Below are 21587 nucleotides of genomic sequence, written 5' to 3' on the forward strand. Positions count from 1 at the left end.
TATGATGGATAAGTGATAAAAAATTTAATAACAAAGCGTTACTCTACTTCCCTTTCTCATTACTCTTAAAGCTCTGCATAAACGTTTATTTCTTACTAGAATACATAACCTCAAAGTTCGGTATATTTTTCTCCCAAACCGGGGAATCCTCTCCAATAATTGATTTTAAAACATCGATAAATAACTTAGTTTTGATAGGCGCATCTCGGTGTGGGTACACAGCATAAAAAGTGCCAAAATCTTCAAGGTTCAAATGCGTCATTATTGGGATAAGCTTGCCTTCAATAATTTCGTTTTCAATCATTTGGGCTGTGACTACAGCAAGCGTATTACCTGCTACCGCGCTTTTTACCACCATTTCAACATCATTTACTTTATACGCGACATTCAAATGGAATTGCTGTTCAACCTTGTTTTCATCAAGGTAAGTAAATTTATCAATAAATAAACCGGGAGCCGCATAAATCGTCGCGGGTAGAGATTCTAATTTTTCAATCGTCTCTATTTTCCCATGCTGTTGAATGAAATCAGGCGATGCGACAATTAACAAACGACTTCGGGCAATCTTACGAGAGATCAAACTGGAGTTCTTTGGTCTACCAATACGAAAACCAATATCAAAGCCTTCCTGCACAATATCAACCACTCTGTCTTCTAATCTTAGCTCGCATTTCACATCAGGATATTGCTTCTGAAAAACAGAGATCGCATCTTGAACGTACTGACGGCCAAACATCATTGAGCTGGTGATCTTTAATATCCCTCTTGGCTCTGAATGGTAGTTCTGCGCTAAACGGTGGGTATTGTTAAGCAAGTCACGTAACAGTTTTGCTTGGCTCACCATTTCATTACCTGCTGCTGTTAATGATAACGAGCGCGTGGTGCGGTTAAGTAAGCGAACCCCTAACTCTTCTTCTAAGCGACTGATCTGCTTTGATATGACAGAGCGATCTAGGTTCTTTTGCTCGGCAACATTAGTAAAAGAGCCAAGTTCAGTAACTTCTAGCAATAAAAGTAAGCGATTAGAAAAATCCATTTGAGCCTCACGAGAATAAATAAAAACACCATTGGTGCAATATTAGCATCAATCTTATGCCATTAACGGTATTTTTCTCACCTAATGGATTGCTTATAGTTATCTCACTGACGGAGAGGATGACCTTTCAACGTAACCATATTTAACTAGCCAATAGGCGATTTAGAGGAAGTACATTATGAAAACATTATCAATCACTAACCAAAATGGTATCGCAACAGTAGCTATCAATAATCCACCAGTGAATGTATTAACCATCAATCTAATTAACGAAATTAATGAATATGTACTTTCTTTAAAAGATGACCGAGAAACTAAAGTGGTGGTGTTTAAATCACTGCATGAAACCTTCTTTTTAGCGCATCTTGATCTGAACGTGATTAACGGCACGCAAGGCGGTCAAGCAGCGTCTATTGAGTTCAACCACATGATCATGAACATCAAGGCGATGAAACAAGTGTCTGTTGCTTTGGTTGATGGCGTGGCTCGTGGGGGCGGTAATGAGTTTGTTATGGCGTGTGACCTTGCTTACGGCACTGAGGATGCAGCGTTTGCTCAACCAGAAGTTCACGTAAATATTCCTACTGGCGGCCAAGGTGCGGTTCAGTTCGCAAGAAGAATGGGCAAAAACAAAGCATTACAAGCTCTTCTATTAGGTAACGATTTCACAGCACAACAAGCTGAGAACTTAAATATCATTACTCAATTTGTACCTAAAGCAGAAATGGATAACTTTTTAGCGATGACTTTAGGTGTGATTAGTACATTAGAAGTGCGTGATATTGTGATGTACAAAGAGATCATTGCAACATCAATTAAAGATGAAGACTCGGGTGCAGAGTTAGAGTTACGTTACTTTTTAGAGCGTGCTAAAGAGCAAAAAACAGCCGCTATTATCTCTGCATTTTTAAAACATGGCGGACAAACAGAGCGTGAAGCAAAAGACATTCAAGGTATTTTTGTTGATACGGCGGCTGAACTGTCTAAATAAAATTAAATCACTCCATTATTAGCCGTCGTATTGGCGGCTAATTGTAGTTGACCACTAAAATAATACTGTGAAGGTAACTCATGAGATACGAAGGTGATATTTATCGTCCGCCGCCAGAGGCTGACGCTTATATTTTGCAATGTACGATTGGTTGTTCTTACAATAAATGTACCTATTGCTCAATGTACAAAGATGTTCGTTATAGAGTTCGTCCTATTGAGGACTTAAAAGAAGATATCCGTATGGCGAAAGCGGCATTCGGAAATAAAGTCGAAAAAGTATTCTTAAGTGATGGTGATGCGATTTCATTACCAACAGAGATGCTGTTAGAGATTTTATCTGAACTTTATTCGGCTTTTCCAAAGTTGACACATGTAAGTACCTACGCAGGGCCACAAAGCACGCTTGATAAAACATTAGATGAATTCAAACAACTGAAAAAAGCTGGGTTAAGCATGACTTACCTTGGCGTTGAATCGGGCTCTGATGAGGTTTTAAAAGCGGTTCGTAAAGGGGTTAACTCGGCAGAAATGCTCGCAGCAGGTCAAAATATTGTAGAAGCTGGCATTAAACTGGTTGCAATGGTGATGATTGGCCTTGGTGGTAGTCCTGAACTATCTAAACGTCATGCGTTAGAAACCGCGCAATTAATTAACCAAATGAATCCATATTTATTGGGTTTATTAACCACGGTTCCAATGGAAGGAACGGCACTGTTTAGACAAGTCACTAAGGGCGATTTTAAACTGCTCGACCCTTATGAGGTACTTGAGGAGATCAAACAACTATTAGAAACCTTAACCAATGATGAGCTATTGATTGATAGTACGCATGGCTCAAACTTATTACCAATAAAAGGTAAATTAAGTGAGGTGAAAGCAGACACGATCTCGCACATTAATCACCATTTATCTAAAAAAGATAATAACTTAATTGGTAAAGCTTATGTTGGTCGGTTTTAGCTGACATATAAAAAGGGCGGTATTCGCCCTTTTATTATTTCTATCTTAAGCTGGATTCTTAATGAGGTTCTAGCTCTGAACTTCTGGCTTCATTGTCGCCTCAACTTTCTCTTCTGCTTCTAACGCTTCTCCACGAGCAATTAATTTCTGAATCACTTTAGATAACCCTAACGTCAGAACCGCCATGAACGCCGCCACTTGCGCTAGCATATAAAAGTAACTGGTATATACCGTCTCAACCACTTCTGGTGTAAATACGATATCTTTAGGCAACGCGATTTTAGTTGCTATTACCGCCGCTAAAATACCACTTAATGAGATAGCCACAGCACGTAATCCAATCGAGAACGCCGCTAAGTAACGAGGCACCATTTCAAAAATAAACCCAGCGCCTAGTGCTCCAACGATAAGCTCCGCGCCTGATTGGAAAAAGTGAACAAATAAAATCCAATCCGCTGAAATTTTACCATTTTCACCCATCGTACCTGCCGAGAACCCCAATAAACCAAACGCAATAGTTGTAAGCATAAATGCCCCTGCAATTTTGGTTGGGATGGTTGGTGAGTAGCCTTTACGATCTAACCATGCGTAAAGTTGGATCATTGGTCCACCAAGCACAAAACACCATAACGGGTTGAACGCCATGTTCGACTCAGGGTGAATTGGAATAAAGCCAAGTAAGGTATCATCCATTAAATTAATGGCGTACATGTTCATCGAGGTAAACATTTGACCATAAAAGAAATAGAACACGATTAAGATACAAACGGTGATCAGCACTGCGACCATTTTATATTGGAATGCGCGCGTTGCTTTTGTTATCTCATAAATAAAATAACCAATAGCGCCAAAACCTAAGGTATAAAGAATGTATTTTCCTGTATCAAGATTCGAGAAAATCCAAAAGATTAGACCTAGCATAGCCGCAGAGCCAGCAAAAAACATTATCCACGTTTTCAGTGACAATGGCGCTTTATCGAGATCATTACCCACACTCACTAGCTCTTTACGATACTTATAAAACATCAATAAATTCAGTGCCATTAAGATAGCTGATACGAAGAAAACACCTTGATATGCTAGATAAGTGATTAAAAAAGGAAAAAGGTATTTAGCAGAAAAAGAACCAAGGTTATTAATTGAATAGTTAACCGTAAGACCTTGCTGGAAAGCCTCGCGGTTCGTCTCTGAATAAGAGTTACCAAACAATACTGTTGGACAAGTTGCCGATAAACCTCGAGCAAAGCCAATTAAAGCGATGGCTAAAATACTCATTGGAATATTCAATTGACTTGCTCCCACCCCTAGCAGTAAAAAACCCGCTAAATAGGTTGCATAACCAATATAAACCGCACGAAACGCACCAATAAATTTATCTGCTAAAAAACCACCAACCGCTGAAAATACAGGCCCAACTGCACCAAACGCTCCCATCATCATGATAGTGTCGGCTTCACTGTAATTAAGATCATTAAGGAAGAATTTAGTTAAGAGAACAAAGGCACCATAAAAGGCAGCACCCCATAAAAATTGTCTAAGAATGAGAATTTTAGCTATCGTGGGAAATCGCGCATTATTGTCTTGCATACTACTACTCCAGAATCATAATGACATTATTAACACCTACTTTTTGTAAGTGTATTTTGGTCTTTATATCATCTGCTCACTTCACCATTTGATACGTAAGTCTCAAACTTAAGTGTCAATTGATTCTCTTTTGTAGAATGAGAACTCGCTCTTGATTCTATTTATTTATAACTAATCATAGTATTAATTAAAGATATTCTAATTAAATTTGCTTAATTTAATGGTTTTATTAACTAATAATAAAATTCCATTTAGATTTTTATATTCAAACTTTTATCAAAAAAAAGACAACCATTAAATGTATGATTGTCCTTTGCGTTTACAACGCTGTATTTCTTGTTTTTACTCAACAGGCAGTAATTCAATAGAATCCTGATTAAGAGATTGCCTGAAGAAGTCAGGCATGGATTCCATCGTAAATACAACCGCATCTTCAAAAATGGTTGTGGAACCGCTAAGTGTCCAATAAGAACTTCCTTTATGAGTGTTCACTTTCACCTTAAAACGCGTTGGAGTGGTCGTAACCATTTTTCTATTCCTTAAATAACATACCAGATCATGCTACCACTTCCATTTTATGAAACCAGACTTTTGCCTTATAAATAGTAATGTTTTTTCGTTTGTAATCATAGTGAAAACTAAACCACAACAAGTTGTTAATTCATTGTTTGTTAATTGTATTGAATCTCACTTGCTCTTCTATCTTTACGTTTATATAGCTATAAAAAATTGGCTTACTCAACCCCAAAAGTAAAAGCGGCGGTTGATTTTATTACGGCCAGAATTAAAAAATAAAAAACCATACTTTATTAGATAAAAAAGTGAAGAAGCTGCCTTGGCTTTTCTTTAATTATCAAATAGTAAATCTTACTTTCCACACCTAGAAACTAAACTTTGATGTAGCTCAAAAAACAACCTAGGAATTAGGCGTAAGTTGGATCGACATTACATTTTTTGAGGGAATAAAAATGACGATACCAACCGTTTACCGTAGAGATATTCTCGGTTTAGTTTTACTCATTTCCATTGTTTTGAGCACTCTTTATATTCTTTTGGATGTGCTGGCTTTGTTTGCCTACCTAAACCATGAGAAAGAAATCGCATCGACCTTCTTTCATCAATCCTTTTATTTTCTGGTATTTTTCATCCCACCCTATTTTATCACTAAGTACATCAAACAAATGGATGTAACAACACCACAAATGATCACGGAATAATGGGAAGAAAAATTAAAATGCTTGGTTGGGATGACAAAGAATGGATTGTGGAGGATGTAACATTTACTTTTTTCATTTGCATGATACTTATCTCTATTGTTTCTAATTACTTTTAAACCTAATTAGAAACAATAGCTCTAATACAATTGAATTAATGCGTGGTGCGGCTTGGGCCATTACGCACTAAATCTTGTCCTGTTTGGAATACTTCTTCTGTTACCCAACGAGACAGTAGTAATTGATGCTTATCATCCAGTACCGCAACAAAGCGACGGCCATCTTTATTGTTTGTTGCCATTGCAATGCCTGCAACGTTTGTTAAACCAAAACCACCATTTTCAACAGAGATTAAAAACGTTTCTAGATCTTCTAGGTTTGTGATCATGCTTGCTTCTTGGTTCATATTGGTATTCTCTTGTAGACTTAATCGGTAATCACAGAATGGTACGGTTTTTATCTTATCAAGGCAATAATTGCCATAATGAATATCGACTCTTTCTATCTTTATCGCTCTGACTCCACTTTATTCCGATAAAATTCGCTGAGCTCCGCTGCCTTCTTCGTGCAAAATGTCATCAGGATTCAATAACTGACACTTTTCCATACTTAAGCACCCACAACCAATACAACCCGTTAAGTTTTCTTTTAAGGACTGTATTTGATATAACTTAGCATCGAGATCTTTTTGCCACTTACTGGCAACTTTCTCCCAATCCTGGATTGTGGCTGTTTTTTTCATCGGTAAGTCTTCAAGCTCTTTAGCTATTTCTTCCAATGTAAAGCCTACAAGTTGAGCAACCTGAATAAGCGCAATTCGACGAAGCATTGAGGGGTGATAACGACGTTGATTACCTGAGGTCCGAATTGAGGCTATAAGGCCTTTAGTCTCATAAAAACGCAAGGCAGAGTGTGCGACTCCACTTCGCTCAGACAGTGAACCAATGGTTAGTAGTGTTTTTTCATTCAGCATTTGTCACTCCCTGACTCTGTATAAAGATTAAGTTAACTTTACCTTTATACATGCTGTTACAGATAAAAAAACAGCCCTTACTAAAAAGTAAGAGCTGCTTCTAATCAAAGGCGGGGGGTATTCATGTATTTATTATTTACAATACCGTATTAATAGGCTGCTGACTCATAACCTTTTTTACGAGAACGAGCATCAGCAATAGCGCCATGCACCATTTTTCCAAACGCTTTATCTTTTGCACGCTGCTCAGCTAAACTTGCGCCATTAATCGCTTGTTCACGCATCAACTTTTGATAACTGACTAAGCGACGTTCTTCAAGAACACCTGATTCAACCGCTTTTAGCACTGCGCAACCTGGTTCAGAGGTATGAGTACAATCACCAAAGCGACAGTTATAAGCAAGATCAGTTATCTCACTAAAGGTTGCACTTACGCCTTGTTCGCAATCACTTAACTGAAGCTCACGCATTCCAGGAGTGTCCATTAATAGACCACCTTGCGGCATTAGCTTAAGCGCTCGATACGTTGTTGTATGACGGCCTTTACTGTCATCTTCACGTATATCGCCAGTCTCTTGAGCTTCAAAGCCAAGTAAACCATTTACCAATGTTGATTTACCAACACCAGATGAACCAAGGAAAGCGATAGTCTGTCCATTTTTACAGTAGCTATGTAGAGCAACTAAATCATTCGAATCAAGTGCATTTACACTGTAAACACTCATCATTCGATTCAGTTTTTGAACTTGATCTTGCTTGTCATCTGCATCATCACATAAGTCTGCTTTAGTTAGTACCACAACTGGCTCTACTTCGGCTTCTTTCGCAATAGCAAGGTAACGTTCTATACGACTTAGATTAAAGTCATTATTTAACGAACACACGATCATGACGCTATCTACGTTTGCTGCGATTAATTGCGTTGCAACTTTTGATCCCGGCGCTTTACGATCAAACAGAGATTGTCTATCTAGTACGCGTTGAATTCGTAGATTTTCATCAAACAATACCCAATCACCGACACAAACACGATCATCCCCTGATGGTGGTAATAAGCTTGCTTGGCCTTGCTCACTCAAAACAATAATACTGCTTCGATGCTGCTCAATAACTCGACCTGTCTGCAGATCTGTTAAGTCATCTAGAGTCAGTTGCTGTTGAAAATAAGGACGCCAGCCTAGTTGTGATAGTGTGAGAATTTGCTCACTCATTTGTTGCTCCATACATATGGTAGATTGTTTACCATTGATAACCGTTAACACATCAATGGTAAACACTCTTAAACTGTAAATTAACGCTGTTTTAAGTGGCTTTTTAACGAAACGAATAGTAGCACCATACATTTAAAAAAGAGCAATAATACTTTTTCTATTAATGCTTATTTTCATCATTTTAAGACCTTGGTAGCAATTATTTGACTTAACGTCTATTTACCTCAGTGCGTTTACTATCGAATTCTCAACGCCATAAAATATGGTCCTATCCCTCGCTGATGTAAAACAAGTTAACCTTGTCATTACGATAAAAATAATTAATGAACCATATGGTCATATATAACAAAAAGCCCCATTGAATCCCTTCATTCAATGGGGCTTAGTCATTTTTAAAACAGAACGTTAATCTTTCTACTGAACGTGCTTTTTTAAGAAATTAACAACCGAACCTTTCGGCGTTTTTCCTATTTTCATCATTAAATCAAAGCTTGGGTTGATAATGCCATGATCACGCTCTAATGCTTCTAGCTGTACTAACCATAGTGAGGCGGTCACCTCGGCATCGGCTAACGCTCGGTGAAATATGCCTTCGTTTTCAATTTGATGGTACGCTACCAGATCACCCAGTTTATGTGATGAGGCTTCTTGAGTAAGTCGTCTTGATACCAGTAATGAGCAAGCAAAATCACCATCGTAGCTGCGCTGGATTAGTTCTAATTCACCATCTAAAAAACGCTTATCGAATGAGGCGTTATGTGCGACTAAATTACAGCCTTGAATAAAATCAGCAAACTCACCCATGACTACATTACAACTTGCAGCATCGACTAACATTCGATTTGAAATACCGGTGTAATTTTCGATGAATGAACTCACTCTAAATCCCGGATTCATCAAACCTTGAAAACGATCAACCACCACGCCGTTTTCTAATTTAACCGCACCTATTTCTATTGCACGATCGCCTTGGTTTGGTGATAAGCCTGTGGTTTCGAAATCGAGTACAACGACGGTATTTGCTGGGGCGGTTTTATTAACGCTAATTACTGACACAAATGATTTCCAAATAATAAATAAGAAGTGAAAGAGAGAGATTAATCGTAATGGAACAAAAGCATATAGACTTCGATCAAAAAACGCGAGCTGATATCCAGTCTCGCGTTTTTATCTATGTTTAATTCTACCGAGTTAAAATACGCTTATTTAGCAATATTAACCTGTAGCATTTTAACTTGGTGGTCTAAATACTCGTCATAAGTACCTTGGAAACTCACTAGTTTTTTCTCATTAATATCAATAATATGAGTTGCTAGTGATGATACGAACTCACGGTCGTGACTTACGAAAATTAAAGTACCTGTGTACACTTTTAATGCTTCGTTAAGTGCTTCAATCGCTTCCATATCCATGTGGTTGGTTGGTTCATCCATAACAAGTACGTTGATGTCTTGCATCATTAACTTGCCAAACAATAGACGGTTTTTCTCACCACCTGAGCAGCTTTTCGCTTTTTTATTTGCGTCGTCAGCAGTAAACAGTAAACGACCCAAAATACCACGAACCATCAAGTCATCGTGCTTAACGGTACGCCACTGAGAAATCCAATCAAAGATGCTTAAATCGTTGTCAAAATCAGCCGTGCTGTCTTGTGGGCAGTAACCAAAAGACGCATTTTCAGACCACTTAACAATACCTTCGTTTTGTTGTAAGTCTTGAACTAAGCAACGTAGGAAAGTTGTTTTACCTACACCATTCTCACCGATAACAGCTAAGCGAGTGCCCGCTTCTAGTAATAAGTTACCGCCTTCAAACAGAACTTCACCATCAAAGCCGTGGCCTAGGTTTTCAAGCTCTAGTGCTTGACGGTGCAGTTTTTTACCTTCGCCAAAGTTAATTGATGGGCTCATACGGCTTGATGATTTCACTTCATCTAGCGTGATTTTGTCCATTTTCTTTGCACGAGAACTTGCTTGTTTTGCTTTCGATGCGTTAGCACCAAAACGGTTTACGAAGTCTTGTAATTCACTGATCTCTGCTTCTTTTTTCGCATTGCCCGCTAATAGTTGCTCACGGATCAAGCTTGATGCTTCTAAGAAATACTCGTAGTTACCTGGGTAAATACGTAATTCACCGTAGTCGATATCAGCCATGTGCGTACATACAGAGTTTAAGAAGTGTCTGTCGTGCGAGATAATGATCATGGTACATTTACGCTTGTTTAGCTCTTCTGCTAACCAGTTAATCGTATGAATGTCCAAGTTATTGGTTGGTTCATCAAGTAACAAGATATCTGGGTTTGCGAACAGAGCCTGTGCTAATAACACACGCAGTTTCCAACCTGGGGCCACTTGTTGCATTAAACCAAAATGAAGCGCTTCATCAATACCAGCTTGGATTAAGATATCACCCGCGCGGCTCTCTGCACTGTAACCGTCCATTTCTGCGAATTCACTTTCAAGCTCGGCTACTTTCATGCCATCTTCTTCACTCATTTCTGGCAATGAATAGATGCGGTCACGTTCTTGTTTGATTTCCCATAGTTTTTTATCACCCATGATCACAACATCAATTACGTTGTATTGTTCAAACGCAAATTGATCTTGGCTTAATACACCTAATTTCTGTCCCGGCGTCATTGATACGTTGCCAGAACTAGGAGTTAATGCACCACTAAGAATCTTCATAAACGTTGATTTTCCGCAGCCGTTCGCACCGATCAAACCATAACGGTTACCGTTGCCAAATTTTGCTGAAATATTTTCAAATAAAGGCTCTGCGCCAAATTGCATTGTGATGTTGTTTGATTGTATCAACGAAATAATTCCTAGGGTTTACTGACAAGTCATGATTTGGCTATAGAGAGCCACAAGATGAAGGACGAAAGTATGATGAATGAAAAAATCTAGGCGCGGATTATACAGAGATCTTGATCACAATGTCGAGGAATATGATGTTTTAATACACAATAAAAAAGCCTTAACTCTCATTAAGGCTTTAGCTTATATTACTTATCTTCAAAACGCTGTGCTAATTGATAAAATTCATTCACTTGATTTTTTAACTTCTTAGATGTGCTATTTACCGAATAAGTGGTCTTTAAATTTTGCTCTGCCGTTGAAGCAATAGATTGAATATAAGTATTCACATCACCAGACAGTTGACGTTGTTGGTCTGCTACATTTTCTATTGACATCATTAATTGATTCATTGATTGCATCATTGAATCAACTTCAGATAATCGTTGCATGCTCACCTCTCCCATTTTATTGCATAGTTCAGTTTGCTGTCGGTTCGACATAATCTCTAATTGCCAAGATGCAATCATCGAAAGCATGGAAGTGACACTCTCTTTTATCTGAATTGTTGCATTAGAAGTACGACTAGATAACGCTCTAACTTCATCGGCAACAACTGCGAAACCCCTTCCTTGCTCTCCCGATCTTGCTGATTCAATCGCTGCATTTAACGCAAGAAGATTAGTTTGATTAGCAATACTACCTATCTCTTCCATAAGTTGATTGACTTCTTTTGCTTGTGTACTCAATTGCTCAGTCATTTGTGTAGCAGATTTCGCTTGGATCGTTAATTGCTCTAAATTTACATTCGTTTGAGTAATACTCTCTTTTGTTAACCCGCATGACTTAATCGTCATATTAATGAGTTCATGTGCCTCATTAGTACTAAGTGATACATCATCAGCTGACGATTTAACCTGCTCTGTTGCTACACGAACCTGATGAATATCTTTTGTTTGCTGTTCTAATTCCTGCGTTACCAATATTGCCGTTGAGCTTAAGTTATCAGCTAATTCTTGAAGCGGTTTTGCTGAGTCTGTCATTCTACCTAAGACGGTTCTAATTCGAGATGAGGATAATTTCAAATGAAAATCAGCAATTGAAAACTTATTATTACCAGAAAAAATAAGACGGCTAACACTGTCATATTTCTCATGTAATTTTTTTAATTGGCGCGGTGTATCAATAAGTTCTTGGCGAAAAAATAGGATTACGACACACATAGGAAGAGCGCTGCATAACAATGCCATCACTCCATTTAAATTGAATAATGTCGATAAAACGGGAACGGTCAATGCCCCTAGTAATAACAAATAACGAAAAGTATCATTTATTGAAAATGCCCACCCTTGTCCACTGCTCTCTGCTTTTAAAAGATCCGCGTAAGCTTTTTCAGCAATAACAACCCATTCACGTTTAGGTTTCACACGCACAGACTGATAACCAATTACAGTATCATGTTCATAAATAGGCGTAACATAGGCATCTACCCAATAAAACCGACCTGATTTTGCTTTATTTTTTACTATTCCTCGCCATGCTTTTCCTTGTTGTAAGTTTCTCCACATATCTGCAAACGCGGCTTTAGGCATTACTTCATGACGAATAATATTATGATTTTTACCTTCAAGTTCTTCCTTACTGTATTCCGCAATACGACAGAACGCTTCATTACAATAAGTAATAACACCTTTAAGATCAGTAGTAGATACAAGTTGCTCGTCATCACTTAAAAAAGTTTCAATCATTTTTGCCTACAATATAAAAAAGAAATTAATGAAATTTCCTTTATCATAGATGTATTTCACTATCTACCACAATAAAAACTATATTTAATGACGAAAAGAAGGTATTTATCCAAATCACTGTTCAGATCATTGCATTATAATTAATTTCATAATATTGGCCCGTGTGAATATTTCTTTAAGCCCTAAATGAACTTTAGAGCTTAAAAGATAACACGTTTTAATATGCCCTTATATTAACGCCAAACACCCCATTCTCCCGTCGTTCCCGGTTCTTCGCCTTTCGTCCACCACTGTGCTGTCCATTCTTTATCGTTATAGCTAACAACATCTCCAGTGTTATAGATTAAACCTGTTTGCCATGCGTTTGATGGCTCAACTGGCGGCTCTACCGGTGGTGTTGTATCCGCTTTAATTAAAGAAAGTTGATAACTAAGATCTGCACTTGGTGCAAAAACTCGGTTTGCGTAAATATTATTGGTATCGTACATATAATGATTCATTTCTTGATGCCAAATACCAATAAACCATTCTTTATTTTTCAATTGGTTAAATTGTCCTGCCAGTTCCGCAGACCATGTCGCCGTATTGTTCACAGTAATGGCTAAACTGATGTCTGTTGTTTCTGCACCTGTCGTATCAAACGTTCTAAATCGAACCGTATCGCCTGATTCTACAGGCCCAAATCCTTGGCTAATGTAATAACCTAAGTCAGAATATGATGCCGGTGGGTCGACTGGATCTGTCGGTCCTGGAGGTGTTGTTCCCGTTCCGTCAAATGAAATATCGCTGCAGTTATAAAAGCCTTCACCAGCGGCATCTTCACGCTGCCAGCGAGTATAAAGGACGGCCGAATCAGCTCTATCCGCAGGAAGAGTAATATTAATACGGTATTTCTTATCTTCGCCTACAGGCACATTGCCTGCAGTATCAATTAGATCTAAGTCACCCCACGTTAATGGAACGGTTGGATCGTAATTAGAATTAGATAAATAGAATTGCCAGTAAGAAGGGTTATGAGGTGCAGTGGCATTAAAGATAAGTTCAATCTGGTTATTTTCATCTAAGGTAATCGCCGTTTTTTGCCAATGAGAAGAACCTACGTTTAGACCTGCTTTTGCATTATCGCCTGCTGAACATAAGTTACCATCACGAACAATGGCTTGAACATGTGCCATGTCTTTATAGTTTGGTACATTGGCAGCAACCTCATTACGTTGAACAAAAGGAAACGCACCTGATTCATCATACGCTGCCTGACATGCCTGATTTGGAATGGTGTTATCCCAAAAACCACCATCTAAATAACAGGTGTTTTGCCTTGCACTAGGGTACTCAACCCAACCATGAGCTTGCGCTCCCATTGATGATAGTGCACCAATAAAAGCAATGCTGAGCGAGCTGATTTTTATTTTATTTGTCATGATTTCATCCTTGTTTATAAACAATAAAAGCGAGACGTTAACGCCTCACTTTTGTTTATAAAACTAGCAAGAATTCATGAATTGGCGATAAGAACAGGGATAAATCGATGCTTTATTTACGCATTTGTTATCTACTTTGCATCTCAGTATGAGCAGAATGAAAGCGCATTATATTCTTTCGAGCCAGTTCATTCTTTATGGTTCACATCTGCATAAAGTGCGGTTTACTTCTTTTATTGGCCAACTGTACTTGCTTTTCACGCTCACGAAAACGAGACTTTTGCTCATCACTGTGTTGATCAACACATTTAGGACAACTCACGCCTTTCTCAAACGCATCAGACTCCTTTTGTGGTTTTTCTAACCATTTATATAAATATAATAGAAAACAATAATAATATTACCGGTGAAACCACTGGTATTTACAATGTAAACAGACATAAAAAAAGCGCTGAATATAATACTCAGCGCTTTGATTGATTGTTACTTAATACAATAAATTACGAGTTAAATTCACTCACATCAATATCAAGTAATTTACCGATGCCTTCACCATAAGCAGGATCGGCTTTATAACAATGTCTTAGATGACGAAGTTGAATTTCTTTTGGTACACCGTTTAAGTTACGCGCAGTGTTATCAAACAGGATCGCTTGTTTCTCAGCGGTCATTAGACGGAATAGATCGCCCGGTTGTGAGAAGTAATCTTCATCTTCACGGTGATCCCAATGTGCTGCTGCGCCATCTAAATTTAGTGGTGGCTCAGAAAAATCTGGTTGCTCTGCCCATTGGCCTTCGTTGTTTGGTTCATAGCCTAATGTGCTACCAAAGTTGCCATCAACACGCATTGCACCATCACGGTGATAACTATGAACAGGACAACGAGGTGCGTTCACTGGGATGTGTTGGTGGTTTACACCTAAACGGTAACGTTGTGCATCACCATACGCAAATAAACGACCTTGCAGCATTTTATCAGGAGAGAAGCTGATACCCGGTACTACGTTTGCAGGGTTAAATGCAGATTGCTCTACTTCTGCGAAGAAGTTTTGTGGGTTACGGTTTAGCTCAAATTCACCCACTTCAATTAATGGGTAATCTTTATGTGGCCATACTTTGGTTAAATCGAATGGGTTGTAAGAAACCGTCGCCGCTTCTGCTTCTGGCATGATCTGAACTTTCAATGTCCATTTAGGGAAATCTTGGTTATCAATGCTTTCTAACAAATCACGTTGATGACTTTCACGATCATTACCAATCACTGCACCCGCTTCAGCATCTGACAAGTTTTTAATGCCTTGCTGAGATACAAAGTGGAATTTCACCCAGTAACGCTCGTTATCACTATTGATAAAGCTAAACGTGTGGCTACCAAAACCATGCATATGACGGTAAGTAGCAGGAATACCACGATCACTCATCACAATAGTTACTTGGTGAAGCGCTTCAGGTAATGATGTCCAGAAATCCCAGTTATTTTTCGCGCTTCGCATATTTGTGCGAGGATCACGTTTAACCGCGTGGTTTAAATCAGGGAATTTTAGAGGATCACGTAAGAAGAATACAGGTGTGTTGTTACCCACTAAATCCCAGTTACCTTCTTCTGTGTAGAATTTTAGCGCAAAACCACGGATATCACGCTCTGCATCTGCTGCGCCACGCTCACCAGCTACGGTAGTAAAACGTGCAAATAGCTCAGTTTGTTTACCAATTTCAGAGAACAATTTTGCTTTTGTGTACTTTGTGATGTCATGAGTAACCGTAAATGTACCGTAAGCACCAGACCCTTTTGCGTGCATACGACGCTCAGGGATCACTTCACGATCAAAATGCGCCAGTTTTTCTAAAAACCAAACATCTTGCAGAAGTTGAGGACCACGTTTACCCGCAGTTTGAACATTTTGGTTATGTGCAACAGGACAACCTGCCGCTGTGGTTAGCTTTTTAGTCATGTTTATTAATCCTTTAGTGCAATGGTTAAGCGATAAAATGTAAATAAAAACTGTTAAAAGTATTAAACGCAAAAATGACAGTTTTCAGTATTTAAACCAAAGGTTCCATCACGGCTAGATAAATGATTTAAGCCAGATGATTCCCCCATTTTGTAACCTTCAATGAGTGCAGTCGATTTCATCGTAAGTCGTTTTACTGCAAAGTCTTCTGGTGGTGCTATCACTCGAATCGTCGTTCCTTCAGGCGGATTACGAATAAATTCCAGTGATTGATTATAATTTTCGGCTCTCACTAACATTGCTTGTGCTATTTGAGGGTATCGAGCTAATAACTTGGTCATTAGCCAAGGTGAACGTGCAGGTTTCATCTCATAACTTAAAGGGTGAGATAAGATCACCGTAATATCTCTCGCACCTCGACGATAAGCCTCTTTTACTGGAATAGAATCGGCTACTCCACCATCGGTATAGCAACCACCAGAAAAGCAAGGTGTTGATTTATAAGCGATAGGTAAAGCAGTTGTTGCTTCAAGAACATTATTTAAATTGCTTTCTTTTACTTGATAATAATCGGCGTTACCACTGTCAATATTAGTTACCGCCGCATACATAGGAATAGAAGAAAATAAACGTTCTGAAATTAAGGGATGTCTTCTGTTCGACTCCTCAATTAACCATTTCACATCAACAAGATCACCGCCGCGAGCAAATCGTGTGGGATTAAAAAAGCGCTTGTGGGTTGCAAGTTTCGTAATGACATCAAAGCTACGTTGAGGTGCATAAGAAAGATACCCTATTAGATTCGATGCTCCAGCAGAGACTCCAATGGCAAAATCATAAGGCATAAATTCTTTCTTCATAAAAGTGTCCAAAACACCGCTAGCAAAAATGCCACGCATTGCTCCACCTTCTACGACTAATGCACTCTTGACCATACTCTCTATTTAACCCCTAAAATACTGTGGGGATAGAATAAACACTTTAGAGAATAAGAGATAATCGCTTGTACTTATAGCTGTGATTTATAAAACCTATCAAAAATTAGATTTACATCATGAACTCGATTTATAACGAAGTCTTCGATCAAGAATATATTTCCAACGTTAATTAAAAGGTATAATAAACATATGGATATGATTTTTATATTAAGTAAAACGGCTAAAAATAGAAAACAAAAAAGCCCCAACAAGCACGATACCTATGGAGCTTTCTTTATGGAGCTATCTTAAGATGATTGATTAAACAGGTACAAGTATTCTCCATAACCCTCTTTTTCTAAATCCGCTTTTGGAACAAAACGCATCGCTGCTGAGTTCATACAATAACGTAAGCCTGTTGGTTTAGGTCCATCACTAAATACATGACCTAAATGTGAATCTGCAAATTTACTGCGGATCTCGGTACGTTTACTGAATAATGAAAAATCATCTTCTTCAGTTATGTATGCTTTATTGATTGGTTTGGTAAAACTTGGCCAACCTGTGCCTGATTTATATTTATCTGTTGATGAAAATAACGGCTCACCACTGACGATATCAACATAAATCCCCTCGGCTTTATTATCCCAATACGCATTATCAAATGGACGTTCTGTCCCTTCTTTTTGTGTTACGTAATATTGTTGTTCAGTCAGCATCTTCTTAATTTCTGACTCTGATGGTTTGGCATACGACTTAACGTTTTGAGCCATTTTTTGCTCATCAATGTACTGACGTAATGTTTTGGGATTTTCTTCTCTGTCTTCACCAAATACCGAATCTAAATATTTATCACGACCTGAACCATTACGGTAATACTTATAACGAATTGGATTACGTTTGTAATAATCTTGATGGTAATCTTCTGCTGGCCAAAACTTTTTAAACTCAATTAACTCTGTAGCTAAAGGCTTTGGATAAATTTTCGCTGCATCAACCGCATTCATAAACTCTTGAGCAATCACTTGCTGATCTTCATTATGGAAGAAGATCGCTGGTCGGTATTGTGGTCCTCTATCAACAAATGAACCTTGGTTATCCGTTGGGTCCATATGCCTAAATAGCTGATCAAGCACTTGCTCATAGCTAACAATCTTTGGATCAAACGTCACTTGAATCACTTCTATATGACCTGATTTTCCTGATGACACTTGCTTATAGGTTGGATTTTCAAGATCTCCCCCTGAATAGCCTGAAACGACATCCACCACTCCATCTAATTTTTCTAAATCAGATTCAGTGCACCAAAAGCATCCTCCTGCGAGAGTGGCAACTTCGTACTCTCCTTTCATTGGCTGAGTCATGTCTTCAGCGGTAGAAAAGAAACTTGTTATAACAGCAAAAAATGAAGCGAACAATAGAGCAACTGTTGTGATTTTTAATCGTGATTTCATAGCAACCTCTTTATGGTTTCTTATTAATATAGTTATCAGAGTGATATGAATCTAGAAAGTTGCAAAATGTTATCAACTATTAATTATGTGTTATAACTTTTCGTTATTAAGATATAACGCATGGCTATGCTAGATAAGTCGGACGATTTATTGATTCAGTGCATCTTTTTCTGCACTTTCTTTAGTTAGAGTGATCTTATTATTCCCTATCAATGAAAGAAGAGAAGTCATGACTCAAGTAAATCAAGAACGTTTAGTAAATCACTTCCTAGATATTATTCAGATCGACAGCGAATCAAAAAATGAAAAAGCGATTGCAGAAGCACTTGCAGAACAACTAGGTGAACTGGGCTTTACCGTTACTAAATTACCTGTGCCAGAGCACGTATCAAACGGCTTTAATATTTACGCAAGATTAGAAGGCTCATTAGAGGGCAGCATTGTATTTAGCTCTCACATGGACACAGTTACTCCGGGTAACGGTATTGAGCCAATCATTGAAGATGGTGTGATCCGCTCTAAAGGTAACACTATCCTTGGCGGTGATGATAAATCAGGTATTGCTGCAGTAATGGAAGCGGTACGTGTGATTAAAGAAAATAACCACGCACACAAAACGATTGAGTTAGCGTTTACTGTCTATGAAGAAGGCGGTTTACACGGTTCTAAAAACTTTGATATGAGCTATATTCAATCTAACCACGCTATCGTACTCGATTCAGGTGGCCCTATTGGCACTATCATCACTTCAGCTCCTGGCCAACAAAACCTAAAAGTAACCATCACAGGTCGTCCAGCGCACGCAGGTTTAGCACCAGAAGAAGGCATCAATGCCCTAACGGTTGCTGCAGATGCCATTACTAATATGACACTGTCTCGCATTGATGAAGAAACAACAGCTAACATTGGTGTGGTTCGTGGTGGTCAAGCAACCAACATCGTTATGCCAGAGCTATACATCGAAGGTGAGGCTCGCTCTCTTGATGATGTTAAGCTAGCTAAACAAGTTGAGCACATGGAATCAACCTTTAAAGCGGCGGCTGATAAACACGGTGCTGAAATCGAGATTATCTCAACGCGTGCTTATAATGCTTACAAAATTTCAGACGACAATGCACACGTAGCGAGTATTAAAGAAGCGTTTGAAAGCATTAACATTAGCCCATTCACTAAATCTACGGGTGGTGGCTCTGATGCAAACGTATTTAATGAAAAAGGCTTAACAACTGTTAACCTTTCTACAGGTATGGCGAAAGTTCATACTACGGAAGAGTTCATTAAAGTATCAGATATGGTAGACATTACGCGCTTTGTTGCGGCGTATTTGACTCGTTAAGTTTAACGATTGTCCTAAAAATAATGAAACAGCCACTCGATTATCAGTGGCTGTTTTTTTGTATAAAAATCCAACTTATTGCTGTTTTTTTAATCTAGTTATCAGAATTAAAACCATAATTAGAGTATGGTTATTTCAGCGGTCATTATCATTGTTTTTCAATAAGGTGGTGCAGCATGAACATATCAACTAATGGCATTATCTATACCGTCGCATTTATTCTTATTTTGGTTGTTGGTTTTCGAGTCAATACGATCAAACAACAATTAATCCAAATAAATGAATACGTTCCTACTCAGTCAGAAACCATTCATATCTACGACTACTTACTCTTTAATCAACGTTAATATATTCATCCATTGAATGATTATTGCGATTAATACCAATCTACATAAGTATTTGATCATTCTTGCTTGTTAAAATCGATTATATCTGTGTTATAAATTTTGCAATTAAATCCGTTAGTTACTGCAATTTATGCCTTGCTCTAATCGATTTTTCCTACGCAATTATCTGAACAACTACTTATCCAGAATGGTATAAAAGCTCAAGATAAAAATTAGAAACAGTTCACGGAATTACTTTAGAGAAGAAAAGCCGTTAGCAAACCCAGTTATGATAAATCTTTCTAATATTTTCATAGTAAAGGATTATTTATGAACTTCGTTGACGGCGTATTACACATCGAATCGTTTTTAGCGATAACACTTGGGATCATCGTTCTTTTCTTAGGCCGTCGATTAACACAGATGAGTTACTGGTTAAAAGAATTTAGTATTCCAGAACCCGTTTCTGGCGGCATTCTTGTTTCGGTTCTTTTCGCCATTCTTCATTACGCAACACAAATTGATATCTCTTTTGATTTAGCTACTCGTGATCTTTTACTGGTTTATTTCTTTACCACTATTGGTATTAATGCCAGCCTAAAAGATCTGTTTAAAGGGGGTAAGCCTCTCATCATTTTATTAACCATCACCATTGGGTACATGTTCATTCAAAACCTCACAGGGATAGGGTTTGCTTTGTTGCTTGATCAGCCCGCTGTTTTTGGTTTGTTAAGTGGATCAGTCTCTTTAATTGGTGGGCATGGAACGGCTATCGCATGGGCTCCAAAAATTGGAGAGCAGTTCGATTTAAATACCGCTATGGAGATAGGCATAGCAAGTGCAACCTTTGGGTTAATTCTTGCCAGTTTAATGGGCGGACCAATTGCAAAATATTTAATTAATAAACACAATTTAAAAGCGAATGAAGGCGAAAAGGTTGATGTTGGAACTCAGCAAGATTCTAAACAAACTCACATTACTTCTTATGATTTCTTAGATGCTATGCTCGCGATTCACATCTGTATTATCTTAGGAGCTATCTTAAATGAAGTGGTTTCAGGGCTTGGGTTGGATCTTCCTTTATTTGTGAGTTGCTTATTTGCCGGTATTTTGATTTCTAATTTAATACCAACCTCTTACCCTCGATTAACTGGTACTCGTTGGCCTGCTCGTAAACCTGCGGTTGCTCTGATAGCAGATATGGCATTAGGGGCATTTTTATCGATGTCTTTAATGAGTATGCAATTATGGGCGTTAGTCGACTTAGCTGGTCCTATCTTTATTATTTTGGCTGCTCAGTTCTTTATTGCAATATGTATTGCCATTTTTGTTGTCTTCCCTCTTATGGGGAAAACGTACGATGCAGCGGTGGTTTGTGCAGGGTTTGGAGGTATATCACTAGGATCGACCCCAACAGCGATGGCAAACATGTCAGCAGTAGCGCAAAAGTATGGTAATTCACATCAAGCTTTTATTATCGTACCTTTGGTTTGTGCCTTTTTTATCGATCTCGCTAACGCGCTTATTATTCCTTATTTTATTGGTATCGTCGGATAACACTTCCCTCTTCTAGAAAGCTCTTCAGTTAAAAGTAGCCAGACTTAACATCGGGCTATTTTTATGTGTCTAGAAAGCATGTATGCAAGACCTATTATGCCTAG

The 21587-nt window shown here is 38.3% G+C and carries 19 protein-coding genes and 1 pseudogene; 6 read left to right on the forward strand and 14 right to left on the reverse strand.

The features are described from left to right. Positions 1-85: 85 nt before the first annotated feature. Positions 86-1036 (reverse strand): LysR family transcriptional regulator, encoded by a 951-nt coding sequence (locus PVK70_RS06495; RefSeq protein WP_130047092.1) that lies wholly within the window; start codon positions 1034-1036, stop codon positions 86-88. Positions 1037-1214: 178 nt separating this feature from the next. Here PVK70_RS06495 and PVK70_RS06500 point away from each other — a divergent pair, with 178 nt between their 5' ends. Next, positions 1215-2027: an enoyl-CoA hydratase/isomerase family protein gene (locus PVK70_RS06500; RefSeq protein ID WP_130047091.1), complete on the forward strand. Its 813-nt coding sequence runs from the start codon at positions 1215-1217 to the stop codon at positions 2025-2027. An 80-nt stretch (positions 2028-2107) separates the two neighbouring features. Then, complete coding sequence (locus PVK70_RS06505; protein ID WP_130047090.1) at positions 2108-2989, forward strand: radical SAM protein; 882 nt, start codon at positions 2108-2110, stop codon at positions 2987-2989. A gap of 69 nt (positions 2990-3058) precedes the next feature. Here the strand turns inward: PVK70_RS06505 and PVK70_RS06510 are convergent, their stop codons facing one another. Both PVK70_RS06510 and PVK70_RS06515 read right to left on the reverse strand, forming a co-directional pair. Next, positions 3059-4576: a peptide MFS transporter gene (locus PVK70_RS06510; protein WP_130047089.1), complete on the reverse strand. Its 1518-nt coding sequence runs from the start codon at positions 4574-4576 to the stop codon at positions 3059-3061. A 342-nt stretch (positions 4577-4918) separates the two neighbouring features. Beyond that, the gene (locus PVK70_RS06515) at positions 4919-5104 is read right to left on the reverse strand and encodes a hypothetical protein (RefSeq protein WP_045103419.1); all 186 of its coding nucleotides are present in this window, start codon (positions 5102-5104) and stop codon (positions 4919-4921) included. Positions 5105-5544: 440 nt separating this feature from the next. On the opposite strand from PVK70_RS06515, the gene PVK70_RS06520 reads away from it, so the two are divergent. Next, positions 5545-5793, forward strand: a complete 249-nt coding sequence (locus PVK70_RS06520) for a D-fructose-6-phosphate amidotransferase (RefSeq protein ID WP_130047088.1) — start codon at positions 5545-5547, stop codon at positions 5791-5793. Positions 5794-5944: 151 nt separating this feature from the next. Here PVK70_RS06520 and PVK70_RS06525 read toward each other — a convergent pair whose 3' ends face one another. From PVK70_RS06525 to msrB, 11 genes and pseudogenes are all read right to left on the reverse strand, one after another. Then, positions 5945-6196: a hypothetical protein gene (locus PVK70_RS06525; RefSeq protein ID WP_072055435.1), complete on the reverse strand. Its 252-nt coding sequence runs from the start codon at positions 6194-6196 to the stop codon at positions 5945-5947. Between the two features lie 120 nt (positions 6197-6316). Beyond that, a complete protein-coding gene (soxR, locus tag PVK70_RS06530) occupies positions 6317-6763 on the reverse strand; it encodes a redox-sensitive transcriptional activator SoxR (RefSeq protein ID WP_130047087.1) in 447 nt (148 codons plus the stop codon). Between the two features lie 149 nt (positions 6764-6912). Further along, positions 6913-7974 (reverse strand): ribosome small subunit-dependent GTPase A, encoded by a 1062-nt coding sequence (gene rsgA / locus PVK70_RS06535; RefSeq protein WP_130047086.1) that lies wholly within the window; start codon positions 7972-7974, stop codon positions 6913-6915. Positions 7975-8388: 414 nt separating this feature from the next. Next, on the reverse strand, positions 8389-9021 hold the full coding sequence (locus tag PVK70_RS06540; RefSeq protein WP_422836538.1) for a 3'-5' exonuclease: 633 nt from the start codon (positions 9019-9021) through the stop codon (positions 8389-8391). Between the two features lie 155 nt (positions 9022-9176). After that, positions 9177-10790 (reverse strand): ABC-F family ATPase, encoded by a 1614-nt coding sequence (locus tag PVK70_RS06545; RefSeq protein WP_130045999.1) that lies wholly within the window; start codon positions 10788-10790, stop codon positions 9177-9179. Positions 10791-10981: 191 nt separating this feature from the next. Beyond that, a complete protein-coding gene (locus tag PVK70_RS06550) occupies positions 10982-12520 on the reverse strand; it encodes a methyl-accepting chemotaxis protein (RefSeq protein WP_130047084.1) in 1539 nt (512 codons plus the stop codon). A 233-nt stretch (positions 12521-12753) separates the two neighbouring features. Continuing rightward, entirely contained in the window at positions 12754-13941 is a 1188-nt protein-coding gene (locus PVK70_RS06555) for a lytic polysaccharide monooxygenase (RefSeq protein WP_130047083.1), read from the reverse strand. 217 nt (positions 13942-14158) lie between these two features. Further along, positions 14159-14290, reverse strand: a pseudogene (locus tag PVK70_RS19095) (rhodanese-related sulfurtransferase); the annotation flags it as partial. 151 nt (positions 14291-14441) lie between these two features. Further along, the gene (locus PVK70_RS06560; RefSeq protein ID WP_130047082.1) at positions 14442-15893 is read right to left on the reverse strand and encodes a catalase; all 1452 of its coding nucleotides are present in this window, start codon (positions 15891-15893) and stop codon (positions 14442-14444) included. A 62-nt stretch (positions 15894-15955) separates the two neighbouring features. Beyond that, positions 15956-16828, reverse strand: a complete 873-nt coding sequence (locus tag PVK70_RS06565; protein WP_130047081.1) for a patatin-like phospholipase family protein — start codon at positions 16826-16828, stop codon at positions 15956-15958. Between the two features lie 290 nt (positions 16829-17118). Beyond that, on the reverse strand, positions 17119-18264 hold the full coding sequence (gene msrB, locus PVK70_RS06570) for a peptide-methionine (R)-S-oxide reductase MsrB (RefSeq protein ID WP_130047080.1): 1146 nt from the start codon (positions 18262-18264) through the stop codon (positions 17119-17121). Positions 18265-18493: 229 nt separating this feature from the next. On the opposite strand from msrB, the gene PVK70_RS06575 reads away from it, so the two are divergent. The 3 genes from PVK70_RS06575 (at position 18494) to gltS (ending at position 21483) form a co-directional block, all read left to right on the forward strand. Beyond that, positions 18494-19600: a M20/M25/M40 family metallo-hydrolase gene (locus PVK70_RS06575; RefSeq protein ID WP_130047079.1), complete on the forward strand. Its 1107-nt coding sequence runs from the start codon at positions 18494-18496 to the stop codon at positions 19598-19600. A gap of 176 nt (positions 19601-19776) precedes the next feature. Then, positions 19777-19947, forward strand: coding sequence for a hypothetical protein (locus PVK70_RS06580; RefSeq protein WP_165367173.1), 171 nt, complete (start codon positions 19777-19779; stop codon positions 19945-19947). 309 nt (positions 19948-20256) lie between these two features. After that, the gene (gltS, locus tag PVK70_RS06585; protein ID WP_130047078.1) at positions 20257-21483 is read left to right on the forward strand and encodes a sodium/glutamate symporter; all 1227 of its coding nucleotides are present in this window, start codon (positions 20257-20259) and stop codon (positions 21481-21483) included. Positions 21484-21587: the final 104 nt, after the last annotated feature.

Source organism: Aliivibrio sp. A6 (assembly GCF_028765505.1).
Taxonomy (GTDB): Bacteria; Pseudomonadota; Gammaproteobacteria; order Enterobacterales; family Vibrionaceae; genus Aliivibrio; species Aliivibrio finisterrensis_A.

Coding starts and splice junctions, on each gene's coding strand:
- PVK70_RS06580 (WP_165367173.1), top strand. CDS start 19,777: ATGAACATATCAACTAATGGCATTATCTATACCGTCGCATTTATTCTT.
- PVK70_RS06520 (WP_130047088.1), top strand. CDS start 5,545: ATGACGATACCAACCGTTTACCGTAGAGATATTCTCGGTTTAGTTTTA.
- PVK70_RS06575 (WP_130047079.1), top strand. CDS start 18,494: ATGACTCAAGTAAATCAAGAACGTTTAGTAAATCACTTCCTAGATATT.
- PVK70_RS06515 (WP_045103419.1), bottom strand. CDS start 5,104: ATGGTTACGACCACTCCAACGCGTTTTAAGGTGAAAGTGAACACTCAT.
- PVK70_RS06555 (WP_130047083.1), bottom strand. CDS start 13,941: ATGACAAATAAAATAAAAATCAGCTCGCTCAGCATTGCTTTTATTGGT.
- PVK70_RS06525 (WP_072055435.1), bottom strand. CDS start 6,196: ATGAACCAAGAAGCAAGCATGATCACAAACCTAGAAGATCTAGAAACG.
- msrB (WP_130047080.1), bottom strand. CDS start 18,264: ATGAAATCACGATTAAAAATCACAACAGTTGCTCTATTGTTCGCTTCA.
- PVK70_RS06495 (WP_130047092.1), bottom strand. CDS start 1,036: ATGGATTTTTCTAATCGCTTACTTTTATTGCTAGAAGTTACTGAACTT.
- gltS (WP_130047078.1), top strand. CDS start 20,257: ATGAACTTCGTTGACGGCGTATTACACATCGAATCGTTTTTAGCGATA.
- PVK70_RS06505 (WP_130047090.1), top strand. CDS start 2,108: ATGAGATACGAAGGTGATATTTATCGTCCGCCGCCAGAGGCTGACGCT.
- PVK70_RS06550 (WP_130047084.1), bottom strand. CDS start 12,520: ATGATTGAAACTTTTTTAAGTGATGACGAGCAACTTGTATCTACTACT.
- PVK70_RS06500 (WP_130047091.1), top strand. CDS start 1,215: ATGAAAACATTATCAATCACTAACCAAAATGGTATCGCAACAGTAGCT.
- PVK70_RS06560 (WP_130047082.1), bottom strand. CDS start 15,893: ATGACTAAAAAGCTAACCACAGCGGCAGGTTGTCCTGTTGCACATAAC.
- PVK70_RS06510 (WP_130047089.1), bottom strand. CDS start 4,576: ATGCAAGACAATAATGCGCGATTTCCCACGATAGCTAAAATTCTCATT.
- rsgA (WP_130047086.1), bottom strand. CDS start 7,974: ATGAGTGAGCAAATTCTCACACTATCACAACTAGGCTGGCGTCCTTAT.
- soxR (WP_130047087.1), bottom strand. CDS start 6,763: ATGCTGAATGAAAAAACACTACTAACCATTGGTTCACTGTCTGAGCGA.
- PVK70_RS06565 (WP_130047081.1), bottom strand. CDS start 16,828: ATGGTCAAGAGTGCATTAGTCGTAGAAGGTGGAGCAATGCGTGGCATT.